Below are 12,781 nucleotides of genomic sequence, written 5' to 3'. Positions count from 1 at the left end.
TGATGAAAAAGTTTGTTTTTATTTTCGCGCTATTTATTTCAACATCGCTAAACGCAAATTACATCGATGATTTGTTGGTTAAGGCTGATAATCTACGCAGTAGTCACCCAGAAACGTTTCAGACAATATTATCAGAACTAGAACAAGCACAGCTGTCTCAGCAACAACAAGACCATTATCAATACTTGCTGGCTTATCAAAAATCATTTAAAGGTGACTTTAAAGGCGCGATAGCGCTTTATACCGATATTGTTGATAACGCTGAAACATCCACGTCGATTAGATTTCGGGCAACGATATCACTGGTTAACATCTATGCTATATCGAAAGATTGGAATCAAGGCCTAAAGCATCTGCTCATTAGCCAAAGCTTATTGCCCGATATTGTAGATAACGAAAATAAACAACGTGGATTACTCATTAATGCCATTTTTTATAATCAAATTGGTCAATATGAGCTAGGTGAAGAATATGCCAGTAAGCTATCTGATTACGTCACAAAAGGCCGTAATCACTGCATGGCGGCGCAGCTTTCATTAGAAGCTAAATCTAAGCTCAATTTACTTGACTACGACAGTCCACTTTTTAATGATGCCATTGAGTCTTGCGAGCAGGCCCAAGAGCCTGTGGTGCTGAGCGCGATTTATACCTCTAAGGCTTCATTATTAATTAAGCAAAATCAGCATCAACAAGCGTTAGCACTCTTGCAGCAACATCAATCGATGATTGAGCAAACCCAGTACACCCCCATTTTATCTTATTTCTATAGCTTCCTTGCTCAAGCCTATTTCGACTTAGGTGAAAACCAGCAGGCTAAAAAAATGGCTTTAAAGACATTAACTTATACTGAAACTTTAGGCAGTTCAGAACCAGAAGTGATTGCTAATAAAATATTGTATAGCCTTGCTGAACAAGCGAATAACCCCATTGAGGCGCTTAAATATTATCAACAATTTGCCGAAGCGGATAAGGCTTACTTGAATGATATAAAAGCCAAACACTTAGCTTATCAACTCGCAAAACATCGAGCTGCCGAGCAACAAAATAATATTGAGTTTTTACGCCAACAAAACAATTTATTATTGCTAAAACAAAAGATTGATACCGTTGAATCAGAAAATAACCGTTTATTTATCGCACTGCTCATTTTGTGTGTCACCGTATTACTAGGGATGATTTTCAGAACCAAATCGACGCAAAAGAAACTGCGTCATCTAGCGCAAAATGATGGCCTAACCGGATTGTTTAATCGTCGCTATTTCACTCAACGTGCCACTATTGCGATTGCCAGATGTAATAACCTCAAGCAGTCAGGCAGCTGTATATTGTTTGACTTAGATAGGTTCAAAAACATCAATGACAGTTATGGGCATAAAACAGGGGACTGGGTATTAAAAATGGTCGCTTCAGAGTGCAAAGAAATAGTCCGTAATAAAGATATTTTTGCCCGTGTTGGCGGTGAAGAGTTTTGTTTGTTTTTGCCCAACTGCAGCATAAGCGATGCATTAGCCATAGCTGAAACCTACCGAGCCAAACTTAATGCAATCATCACTGATGAAACAGGGTTTAATTTTGAGATAAGTGGCAGCTTTGGGGTGAGTGACTTCAGCACTTCTGGTACCTCATTAGATAAACTGATTGCTGATGCTGACCATGCCATGTATCAAGCTAAGAAATCTGGCCGAAACAAAGTTTGTGCATCAACTGAAACTTATGCTGATTAATCTAGGCATCAATAAAGCCACCTTGGTCATTTAAAGCGAGGCAGTTATCAAAAAGCCTAACTACTATATACTCAAGGTGTAGTTAGGCTTTTTAGGACAAGACATAGGAATGCCAACCTTAAGGTTTTACATTCGCATCAGAAAACTAGTCTGAAAAAGTACTCCAAATCGGGGCGTGATCTGATGGTTTTTCAATAGCGCGTAAATCGTAATCTACGTCTGATTCAGTCAGCCTTGGCAACATAGATTTGGTCACCATCACCACATCAATACGTAAACCGCGGTTATCAACAAAGCCCTTACTGCGATAATCAAACCAAGAATAACGCTCAGTGCGATCTGGGTGTAATTCACGGAAACTATCAACAAAGCCCCAGTCTTTTAATGTCGCTAACCATTCACGTTCTTCAGGTTGAAAACTGCACTTACCGCTTTTAAGCCAACGCTTGGCGTTCACTTCACCAATACCAATATCTAAATCAATCGGTGAAATATTAATATCACCAATAATCGCGATATCTTCATCTGGGGTGTGGTTATCGGCAAGGTGTTGCATTAAGTCTTGGTAGAATTTGCGTTTAGCAGGGTATTTAGTCTCATGGCTGATGTTCTCCCCTTGTGGGAAATAGCCATTTATCACCGTTAGAATACGGCCATTAGCTTGAGTAAACTTACCCATGATCATCCGGCGTTGGGCATCTTCTGCATCGCTACTAAAACCTTTAATGACTTCAACAGGTTCAGCTTTTGACAGCATAGCCACACCGTAATGGGCTTTACCACCGTGATAATGTACGTGATAACCCATTGCTTCAACGTCAGCGACTGGAAATGCTTCATCGTGGACTTTGGTTTCTTGCAGGCCAATAACATCAGGCTGGTGGCTGTCGATTAACGCTTGCAGCTGATGCAAACGTGCTCGAATACCATTAATGTTAAATGAGACTATTTTCATTAAACCAGTACTCTTTTAAATGGCTTAACGATAACTTTTTCATAAACGCCCGCTGCAATATACGGGTCTTCATCTGCCCAAGCTTGTGCAGCGACTAATGACTCAAAATCAGCAACTACTAACGAACCGGTAAAGCCTGCTTCACCAGGATTTTCGTTATCAATAGCAGGATGAGGGCCTGCAACAAGCAAACGACCTTCGCCAGCCAATGCTTCTAGGCGCGCTAAATGAGCAGGGCGGACAGCCATGCGCTTTTCTAAACTGTTTTCAACATCTTGTGACGAAATCATGTACCACATAAGTAAGTTTCCTTAAGTTTATTTTGCTTGTTCAGACTCATCATGTTCCATATGTTTATACAGATACACAACGGTAATAACAGTATTGACCAGTGTTAATGCACTTAAGCCAAAGACTTTAAAGTTGACCCAGGTTTCTAGCGGCAAACTGAAGGCAACATAGATATTAGCCAAACCACAGGCAACAAAGAAGGTAACCCAATACCAAGTGACGTTGGCCCAAATGTTATCAGCACACTTCATTTCTTTGCCAAGCATGCTTTTTAAAATTGGCTTGCCAATTAACTGGCTGACAAGTAATGCGATGGCGAAGAAGGCATAGACTATGGTGACTTTCCATTTAATGAATGCGTCATCATGGAACACTAAGGTTAAGGTGCCGAAAAAGGTCACCATGGCAAAGGTGATTAAATGCATTTTTTCGACTTGTTTATAGAGCAAATAAGTCACGATAAGCTGCACGGCTGTGGCAGCAATTAGCGCACCTGTTGCAGTATAAATATCATAAAATTTATAGACGGTAAAAAAGATAACCAATGGCAGAAAATCAAGCAGTTGTTTCATTAGATGCAATAACCTAAAAGTAAGTGTTAGCAGTCCGTTTGCTAAAGGAAAATAATGGCTCAAAGTGTAGCAGTTACCGCAGCTGATCTGAAGTTGATTCGCCGTCGTTCGGCTGAACTTGGGGAAATTTTGATAAGTTTTTATTGATCGTTGAGGATCGGTATTGGCGCTGTGTATGTTTGGCCCCATTAATATAAAAAAATGCCGCAATCCTATTGGATTACGGCATATTTAGTTTCAATGTTTTGCTTTAATTAACGTCAGCTTATGTCCGTTGACTTGTAAACTTACTCAATTAGCCCTTATGCGTCGCCGCTTTCATATTACGGGTAAATTCAGCTAACTGTTGTAGCAATGCCGCTTCATCGTGCTGGTTTCGCTCAATGATTTTCACTACAGCAGAACCTGAAATTGCGCCAGCAGCGCCAGCGTTAATAGCTTCACTGACTTGGCTTGGCTCAGCAATACCAAAACCTAATAATGGTGGCGGTGCATTATATTCAGCCAGTTTAGCGAGTATTTGATCAATGGGCTGGCCAGCTTTTGACTCTGTTCCTGTTACCCCAGCACGAGATAACAAATAGGTATAGCCTTGACCTTCAACGCTGACCATTTTTAAGGTGTCGCTATCAGCATTAGGCGGGGCGATAAAAATTGGTGAGATCCCGTGTTTTTTAGCAGCTTCACTAAAGGGAGCTGACTCTTCAACGGGCACGTCCGCAATTAGCACAGAATCAACACCGGCTTGTTGCACTTTGCTATAAAACGCATCAATGCCATTAGTAAACACAAGGTTTGCGTATAACAATAAGCCAATAGGCATATCTGGGTATAACTCACGCACTTGGGTGAGCAGCGCAAAGCAATCAGCCACTGTGGTGCCAGAGTCTAGGGCACGTAAGTTTGCGCCTTGGATCACAGGGCCATCTGCTAATGGATCTGAAAACGGAAAGCCTAACTCTAATGCGTCAGCGCCGTTATCCACTAGGGTTTTAATGATGTTAAGTGATACTTCAACCGATGGATCGCCTAAGGTCACAAAAGGCACAAAAGCGCCTTGTTTTTTAGCGGCTAATTCAGCGAAAGCAGCTTGATAACGATTGGTATTATTTACAGACATGTTGATTTCCTTATTTCGCAGCATCAGCTGAAGCACGTTGTTCTAGAATGTCAGAGACGGTGAAAATATCTTTATCACCACGGCCCGAAAGGTTAACCACTAAAATGGTTTCTTTGGTTGCCTCTTTTGCTAATCGTACGGCATAAGCGATCGCGTGAGCTGACTCTAATGCTGGGATAATCCCTTCAGTGCGAGCCAATAACTGGAAACACTCTAAGGCTTCATCATCGGTTGCTGACTCATATCGAGCGCGGCCAATTGAATTTAAATAAGCATGCTGTGGACCAACAGATGGGAAATCAAGACCTGCTGACACTGAGTATGATTCTTCAATTTGGCCATCGCTATTTTGCATTAGCGGCGCTTTCATCCCAAAGAAAATACCAGTTTTACCGTGCTTTAACGGCGCGCCGTGCATTGGGGTATCAATGCCTTTACCTGCCGGCTCAACGCCAATAAGCTCAACGTCTTTTTCATCAATAAAGTCAGCGAACATGCCAATGGCGTTTGAACCTCCACCGACACAGGCAATCACGGCATCTGGTAAACGGCCTTCTTTTTTAAGAATTTGCTGTTTAGTTTCTTCACCAATCATGCGCTGAAATTCACGTACAATTGTCGGAAATGGATGCGGCCCAGCAGCTGTGCCTAATAAGTAATGTGCTTTGTCATAACTTGCAGACCAGTCACGCATGGCTTCATTACAAGCATCTTTAAGGGTACCTGAGCCTGAGGTGACAGGGATAACTTCTGCGCCCATTAACTTCATTCTAAATACGTTAGGTGATTGACGCTCAACGTCTTTAGCGCCCATGTAAACTTTACATTTAAGCCCTAATAACGCACAGGCTAATGCCGATGCAACGCCATGTTGGCCTGCTCCGGTTTCTGCAATAATTTCTTTTTTACCCATACGTTTTGCCAGTAATGCCTGACCTAATACTTGGTTAGTTTTATGGGCGCCGCCGTGGAGTAAGTCTTCACGCTTTAGGTAAATTTTTACCATTGGGTTAGGGCTTAAATTACGGGTTAATGTCAGCGCAGTTGGGCGGCCAGCATAGTTTTTCAGTAAATCAGTAAACTCTTTTTGAAACTCAGGATCTTCTTGAGCATCAACAAAGGCAGTTTCTAGTTGCTTAAGAGCAGGGACTAGAATTTGTGGCACATACATGCCGCCATATTCACCAAAATAAGGGTCTAACTTAAGCTTTGTCATGGGTATTCCTTAATGATTCTGTTTAATTTTGTTGTTTAGCAGGCGCTTTGCCATTCAGTCTTGCCTAATGGCACTAATTCTTTCTAATGGCGTTAAAGGCTAAATTAATTTTGTGTGCATCTTTAATTCCGGGCGCAGATTCAACCCCTGAATTAACATCTAAGCCATAAAAGCCTTGCTGGTTGGCTTCAAATATATTTTCGGGTGTCAGCCCACCTGCAAGCATGGCGTTATCTCGTTCAGTCGCTGTTATAACTGATGAATCGAGTAACCCTTGCCAGTTAAATGTCTCGCCGGTGCCGCCAAATCCAGCACTATTTTTACTATCGAATAAGTATCGGCCACAGCCTTGTGCTTTATCGCCAACGGTATTGGTGCTGCTGTCTACGCTCACCGCTTTCCAAATTTGGCAATCAAGCTTGGCGCTTGCGAGTAATTGTTTTAGCTCGCTTATGTCGGCGCTGGTTTCATTACCGTGTAATTGCACTACCTTTAAACCAACAGCCTTGACGGTTGCAACGATTTCAGCATTGGCTTGATTGACAAATACGCCGACAAAATGAAGTCCAATGCCTGCTTGCTGGCTTTGGTTAACAAGGTCTGCCGCGTGTTCAACGCTGACATGACGTGGCGATTTTGAATGAAAGATTAATCCGCCAAATACCGCGCCCGCTTGAGCTACCACGCTAATGTCTTCAAAACGGGTTAAACCACACACCTTATTATTGCCAAAAATGAGCTGACGACAGGCTAAATCAATATCATCTTGGGCCATAATTGAGCTGCCAACAAGGTAGCCATCAACCAGTGGATTTAATCGCTTAACTTGTTGGTTGGTGTAAATGCCAGACTCACTAATAATAACTCGGTCAGCTGGAATTTGCGGCGCTAAGGCTTCTGTCATGGCAAGGTCGGTACTTAAGTCACGCAAGTTACGGTTATTAATACCGATAATAGCGGCATTAAGTTCAATTGCTCGGTCTAACTCTTGTTGATTACTGACTTCAGTTAAGGCATCTAAATTGTATTTTGCGGCTTCAGCGGCTAAAAGCTTGTATTGCTCATCATCAAGTACTGACAACATTAATAGCACTGCATCGGCGCCTTGATGAGCCGCAAGCTTGATTTGGTATGGGTCAACAAAGAAGTCTTTGCATAAAATAGGTTGGCTAACGCGAGCGCGTACTAACGGAATATAGTCGATATCGCCTTGGAAAAACTGCTCATCGGTTAATACTGAAATACCGGCGGCATATTTGACGTAAATGTCGGCAATGGCTTCAACATCAAACACAGGGCGAATGAGGCCTTTAGAAGGGCTGGCTTTTTTACATTCAAAAATATAACCGGCATTGGGTGCCTTAAGCGCATCAAACAAACTACGGTCTGAAATTTTTGGCTGTAAGCTGGCTTCAGGGTAGCGCAATTTTAATGAGGCAATATGCGCTACTTTGGTATCAACAATCTTGGTTAATACGTTTGATTCTTTATCCGCTGTATTAGCGCCAGAGTTAGTGGTAGTCATTATTTCGCATCCTCTTGTTGGCTTGCTGCAGCGAGTTGGGTTAATACTTCATAAGCTTTACCACTGTTGATGGTTTCAAGTGCTAACGCTGTGCCTTGCTGTACCGTGTCACACACACCGCTGACATAAAGCGCACAGCCGGCATTAATGGCGACAGCGTCACGATGAGCAGGTTGGCCTTCACCTTTTAAAATTGCTTGGGTGATAAGGGCATTGTCACTTGGCTCACCACCTTCTAGTGCTTTAATTTCTGCAGGCTCAACACCTAAGTCTTGTGGGGTTAATTTATAAAAACGAATTTTGCCATCATTAAGCTCAGCTACTTGGGTTTCGCCATGTAACGCAACTTCATCTAAACCGCTGCCATACACCACCATTGCACGTTTCACGCCTAAGGCATTAAGCACATTGACAATCGGCGCGATTAGTTTCGGTGAATACACCCCAAGTAACATGGCTTCAGGTTTTGCTGGATTAATCAGCGGGCCTAGAATATTAAAAATGGTGCGAGTTTTAAGGGCTTGCCTTACAGGCACAGCATGTCTTACACCGGCATGGTAATGGGGCGCAAACAAGAAACATAAACCAAAATCATCAACACATTTACTGGCAGATTCAGGGCTCATGGTTAAGGCTATGCCGCAGTGCGATAGCACATCAGATGCGCCCGATTTACTCGATACGCCGCGATTACCATGTTTAGTGACTTTTGCTCCTGCAGCTGCAGCAACAAAAGACGCGGTAGTAGAGATATTAATGGTGTTATGGCCATCGCCACCTGTGCCAACAATATCGACTACGCCTTGGCTTAACGACGATGCGCTTCGTGGGAAAGGTTTAGCCGCTCGACGCAGCGCATCTGCAGCACCTGTTATTTCATCAATGGTTTCGCCGCGCATTTTTAGCGCCACTAACATGCCCGCCATGGCGACGGGATCCATTTCGCCAGCAACAATAGCACTAAATAATTGCGCACTTTGGCCGCGAGTAAGGGCATTACCTTGGTATAGCGAGTCTAAAAGTGGTTGTAGCTCAGCCATTACAGGGCTCCTTTAACTGGTGAATCAACACTAGCTGACGTATCAACATCTGCAGATGTTTGAGTTAGGTAGGTAAGCGTTTGCGTTAATAAGGTGCTGCCTAAAGTGGTTAATATTGATTCTGGGTGAAATTGAAAACCCACCACTTTATCTTGAGGATGCAAAATTGCCATTGGCATATCATCTGTACTGGCAATGACCTCTAAACATGCCGGCACTTGAGTGGCGACTAAGCTGTGATAACGGGCAACGGGCAGAGGTGAAGGCAGGTTAGCAAATACACCTTCGCCATTATGAATGGTTGGACTGGCTTTACCATGAACGACAAAAGGAGCGCGTTCGACTTTACCGCCGTAATGCTCAACCATGGCTTGATGACCCAGACAAATTCCCAACATAGGGACTTTACCCGCCACTTTTGCAATAAGCTCCATCATGCAGCCTGCTTCGTGAGGCGCACCGGGGCCGGGAGATAATACTAATGCGGCTTTACCGTTTTCGCTTATTAGCTTTTCTGCTAAATAATCAGCACTGACATCATTACGATAAATCATCACTTCAAAGCCTAAGCAGCGGAATTGATCCACCAAGTTATAGGTAAATGAGTCGAAGTTATCGAGTAAATACAATTTCATATTATTGTCTTGCGTGGCAGTTGTGTTTAAAAGAGTGCTCATAGTCCGCCTCCCATTTTAATTGCTGAAATAACGGCTTGTGCTTTTTGACGGGTTTCGTTGGCTTCAGCTTGGGGATCGGAGTCAAACACCACACCCGCACCAGCTTGAATATGGGCAACATCATGTTTTACAAAGGCTGAGCGGATCACAATACAGGTATCCATATCACCTAAACCATTAAGGTAACCGACAGCGCCGCCATAACTGCCACGACGAGCTTGTTCAGCTTGTCTAACTAACTGTGAAGCACGAACTTTAGGCGCGCCAACTAAGGTGCCCATATTCATACTTGCTTGGTAGGCATGTAGCGCGTCTAAATCTTCGCGTAATTGACCTGTCACCCGACTCACCAAATGCATCACGTGAGAGTAGCGGTCAACTTTTAATAACTCGGCCACTTTACGACTGCCGCTTTGACTAATACGAGCAATATCGTTACGGGCCAAATCCACTAACATTAAGTGCTCAGAGAGCTCTTTTTTATCAAGGCGCAGTTCAAGTTCAATACGGCTATCTAAATCAAAATCAATCTGGCCATCGGCAGTTTTACCACGTTGGCGGGTACCCGCAATAGGGTAGATTTCAACTTGATTGGTGGCGGCTTCATATTTAAGGGCACTTTCAGGTGATGCGCCAAATAAAGTGAAATCAGGACCACGAAAGTAAAACATGTATGGACTTGGGTTAGTCAGTCTTAATGCGCGGTATGCACCTAGAGTATTAGGGCAAGGCAAGCTAAAGCTACGTGAGGGGACAACCTGGAAAATATCGCCAGCAACAATGTGCTCTTTTAAATCAACCACGGTTTGTTTAAAGGCGTCATCGCTGATATTGACTTGAGTCGGGGCATCAATACTGACCAATGGCGCAACTGCTGCCAATGTTTGGCAATTGGCTTTAAGCTGAGTAACTCGCTCAAGCAGTGACGAGGCTTGAGCTGCACTGTCGAAAAATTGATGAGTAATAATGTCGGCTTGCTGGGTTTGGTGGTCAACCAAGATTAAGGTTTCAGCTAAATAAAATAAGTAATCAGGGCAATCGTTGTCGGCATTAGGAACATCAGGTAGCGGCTCTACCGTATCAATCAAGTCATAGGCCAACACACCGCCTAAAAATAAGTCCTCAAAAGTATCACTTTGATCAGTTTGTATGTGCTGGACAAACATTCTTAAACCATCAAGGGGTGAGGTGGACTTTAAGCGGGCATCTTCATCTTGTAGCTCTTTGGCTTTAGCAAGATGAATGGTAATAACATTATCTTGGCGTTGTTGCTCACTGGATTGGAAAAAGTTACTGATTGGCGTAAGTAAGCTGGCGCCGTTATCAGTTAATGCAGTAAAGGTGAGCTGGTAACCATCACAGCGGACCATCATGGCTGCATGGGTCAATACAATACTTTTAAGATGATCTTTGCTTTCTATTTCTGCTGACTCTAACAACATAGTATGCGGCGCATTAGCAGTAATATGCTGATAAAGACTAAGCGGGTCAGCGTGATATGCTAAGGTCTGCTTTTGGGTTACCACATGGGCAAATTGATGTTCCATAATGCTTATTGCGCCTCGCTTATAGTGTGCTTTTTCATACTCTGTTCTCTTCATTTTAGCTTGGATTGCGTTAGTTTTATTGGAGAGTGCAAGCCGTAAATAGCAAAAAAGCCCACATCTCTGCGGGCTTTTTAGTAAAATCTTGTGTTATTTAAATAACCACAACGCTTCACACCACCCGTTAATTTGGGAAGTGCCACCACCAACTGATGTTTAACGCGTTAAAGTTTGTCATTTAAAAAGGTTCTCTTTATGTCATTTGCAGGTCATTTCACTGCGAAGTCATTTATAATGGGTTTTATATTCTGTAACTAGCTATAGAAGACCTTAGCTGGCTTATAAAGTCAATTGAATATTTCTCAAATTTATTATTTTTTTACAACTAGCGACTAAAGCAGTAGCAATTTGATGTATATGTAGCAAATAAACGCTAGATGGCTAAGCATTCTAACAAAGTTTAAAGTACAATAACCTAATGATAACAGACTCCCTATTGGCCGATCTTCACAGCCACACGACCGCATCTGACGGCGTACTCACTCCTGCTGAACTTGTTGAACGTGCCATTGATAAAGGCGTGCAAATGCTCGCTATTACTGATCATGACACCGTTGCTGGATTGGCTGAAGCGCATCAATACAATAACCAACATTCCACGCCATTAAAACTGATTAATGGCGTTGAAATTTCAACTCGTTGGAATAACTTTGATATTCATATTGTCGGTTTAAATTTGGATATTACCGATGCTGCGCTACTTGCGTTTTTAACAAACCAACGTGAATTACGTGAGCAACGGGCTAAAGACATTGGTATTCGTTTAGCTAAGGCGGGTATTGAAGGTGCGTATGAAGGCGCACAAAAATTTGCAGCAGGCGCAGCTATCAGTCGAGGCCATTATGCGCGCTGGTTAGCTGAAAAAGGCTATGCCAAAGATATGCCGAGTGTTTTTAAACGGTATTTAGCCCGCAATAAAACCGGTTATGTTCCCAATAATTGGGGCGATATGGCCAGCGCGATTAATATTATTCACCGTAGTGGTGGCGTTGCGGTATTAGCTCACCCAAGCGGGTATAAGCTATCTGCTAAATGGCTTAAAAAATTAGTCCGTGAATATAAAGAAGCGGGCGGTGATGCGATGGAAGTCGTATTAGGACAACAAAGTATTGATGATAGAGCCAACTTGGTCGCATTAAGTCATTTGAATAACCTAATGGGGTCAATTGGCAGTGATTTTCATTTTCCAAGTAATTGGATTGAGTTGGGTAAAAATTTATTCCAACCTGCTGGAATACAGTGGGTGTGGCAAGCAGAATCTTGGACGGAGCGAACATGAGCCAATTTTTTTATATACATGATGAAAACCCGCAGGCGAGATTAATTAGCCAAGCGGTTAATATTTTAAAACAAGGTGGGGTGATTGTTTATCCTACCGATTCAGGTTATGCACTGGGCTGCATGATCGGTGAAAAAGATGCCATGACCCGTATGGCGCGCATTCGTAAGATTGATAACGACAATAATTTTTCGTTAATGTGTCGCGATTTATCAGAATTAGCCAATTTCGCTCGAGTGGATAATCAAGCTTACCGCTTATTGAAAAGCTGCACTCCTGGGCCTTATACCTTCATCTTTAAAGCCAGTAAAGAAGTGCCGCGTCGACTACAATGTGACAAGAAAAAGACCATTGGTATTCGTGTGCCAAACAATTTAATTGCACTGGCATTATTGGAAGCGTTAGAAGCGCCAATTATGTCTACCAGTTTAGTGATGCCAGATGCAGAATTTGCTGAGTCTGATCCTGAGCATATTCGAGATATTTTAGAGCACAATGTCGATGCTATTATTCATGGTGGTTACCTTGCTGAAAATCAAACCACGGTTATAGATATGTCTGAAGGCGATATCGATATAATTCGTCAAGGCGCCGGCGATACCAGTATTTTTGAATAACCCTTGCAACGGTTGAATGCACAAGTTTGATTGATAGTGGTTTCAACCACAGTCAATAGTGCGTATAATCGCGCGTTTGGTAATTTCTCGCTAAAATTAGATGCAGATATTTTCTGAATACTTAGTTGATATAAGTTTAATCTTTGTGAAATACAACAGAT

12 protein-coding genes are annotated in these 12,781 nt (G+C 42.7%); 3 read left to right on the top strand and 9 right to left on the bottom strand.

Annotated features, from left to right (window positions below):
• Nucleotides 1-2: 2 nt before the first annotated feature.
• On the top strand, nt 3-1,724 hold the full coding sequence (locus Q4546_RS03535) for a GGDEF domain-containing protein (RefSeq protein ID WP_303445688.1): 1,722 nt from the start codon (nt 3-5) through the stop codon (nt 1,722-1,724).
• 145 nt (nt 1,725-1,869) lie between these two features.
• On the opposite strand, the gene xthA is transcribed toward Q4546_RS03535, so the two are convergent.
• The 9 genes from xthA to Q4546_RS03490 form a co-directional block, all read right to left on the bottom strand.
• Nucleotides 1,870-2,679, bottom strand: a complete 810-nt coding sequence (gene xthA, locus Q4546_RS03530; protein ID WP_102476971.1) for an exodeoxyribonuclease III — start codon at nt 2,677-2,679, stop codon at nt 1,870-1,872.
• Complete coding sequence (locus Q4546_RS03525; RefSeq protein WP_102437429.1) at nt 2,679-2,978, bottom strand: YciI family protein; 300 nt, start codon at nt 2,976-2,978, stop codon at nt 2,679-2,681. Before Q4546_RS03525 ends, xthA begins: the two co-directional genes overlap by 1 nt.
• A gap of 18 nt (nt 2,979-2,996) precedes the next feature.
• Nucleotides 2,997-3,542 carry a septation protein A gene (locus Q4546_RS03520; protein ID WP_076537104.1) on the bottom strand — a complete coding sequence of 182 codons (546 nt, stop codon included), beginning with the start codon at nt 3,540-3,542 and terminating at the stop codon, nt 2,997-2,999.
• Between the two features lie 295 nt (nt 3,543-3,837).
• Nucleotides 3,838-4,668 (bottom strand): tryptophan synthase subunit alpha, encoded by an 831-nt coding sequence (trpA, locus tag Q4546_RS03515; RefSeq protein WP_198590468.1) that lies wholly within the window; start codon nt 4,666-4,668, stop codon nt 3,838-3,840.
• 4 nt (nt 4,669-4,672) lie between these two features.
• Nucleotides 4,673-5,878 carry a tryptophan synthase subunit beta gene (trpB, locus tag Q4546_RS03510; protein ID WP_102437427.1) on the bottom strand — a complete coding sequence of 402 codons (1,206 nt, stop codon included), beginning with the start codon at nt 5,876-5,878 and terminating at the stop codon, nt 4,673-4,675.
• 73 nt (nt 5,879-5,951) lie between these two features.
• Entirely contained in the window at nt 5,952-7,403 is a 1,452-nt protein-coding gene (gene trpCF / locus Q4546_RS03505) for a bifunctional indole-3-glycerol-phosphate synthase TrpC/phosphoribosylanthranilate isomerase TrpF (protein ID WP_102437426.1), read from the bottom strand.
• Complete coding sequence (trpD, locus tag Q4546_RS03500) at nt 7,403-8,443, bottom strand: anthranilate phosphoribosyltransferase (RefSeq protein ID WP_102437425.1); 1,041 nt, start codon at nt 8,441-8,443, stop codon at nt 7,403-7,405. Before trpD ends, trpCF begins: the two co-directional genes overlap by 1 nt.
• Entirely contained in the window at nt 8,443-9,078 is a 636-nt protein-coding gene (locus tag Q4546_RS03495; protein WP_102437589.1) for an aminodeoxychorismate/anthranilate synthase component II, read from the bottom strand. The genes trpD and Q4546_RS03495 overlap by 1 nt, the downstream gene beginning before the upstream one ends.
• A gap of 38 nt (nt 9,079-9,116) precedes the next feature.
• A complete protein-coding gene (locus Q4546_RS03490) occupies nt 9,117-10,667 on the bottom strand; it encodes an anthranilate synthase component 1 (protein ID WP_303445687.1) in 1,551 nt (516 codons plus the stop codon).
• A gap of 475 nt (nt 10,668-11,142) precedes the next feature.
• Between Q4546_RS03490 and Q4546_RS03485 the strand changes: the two genes are divergently transcribed.
• The gene (locus Q4546_RS03485) at nt 11,143-12,003 is read left to right on the top strand and encodes a PHP domain-containing protein (RefSeq protein ID WP_102437423.1); all 861 of its coding nucleotides are present in this window, start codon (nt 11,143-11,145) and stop codon (nt 12,001-12,003) included.
• Nucleotides 12,000-12,620 carry an L-threonylcarbamoyladenylate synthase gene (locus tag Q4546_RS03480; RefSeq protein WP_076537094.1) on the top strand — a complete coding sequence of 207 codons (621 nt, stop codon included), beginning with the start codon at nt 12,000-12,002 and terminating at the stop codon, nt 12,618-12,620. The genes Q4546_RS03485 and Q4546_RS03480 overlap by 4 nt, the downstream gene beginning before the upstream one ends.
• Nucleotides 12,621-12,781 lie beyond the last annotated feature (161 nt).

Origin of the sequence: Shewanella sp. 4_MG-2023, from assembly GCF_030548015.1 — a bacterium.
Taxonomy (GTDB): Bacteria; Pseudomonadota; Gammaproteobacteria; order Enterobacterales; family Shewanellaceae; genus Shewanella.
This window is presented reverse-complemented; position numbering and strand designations above follow the sequence as displayed.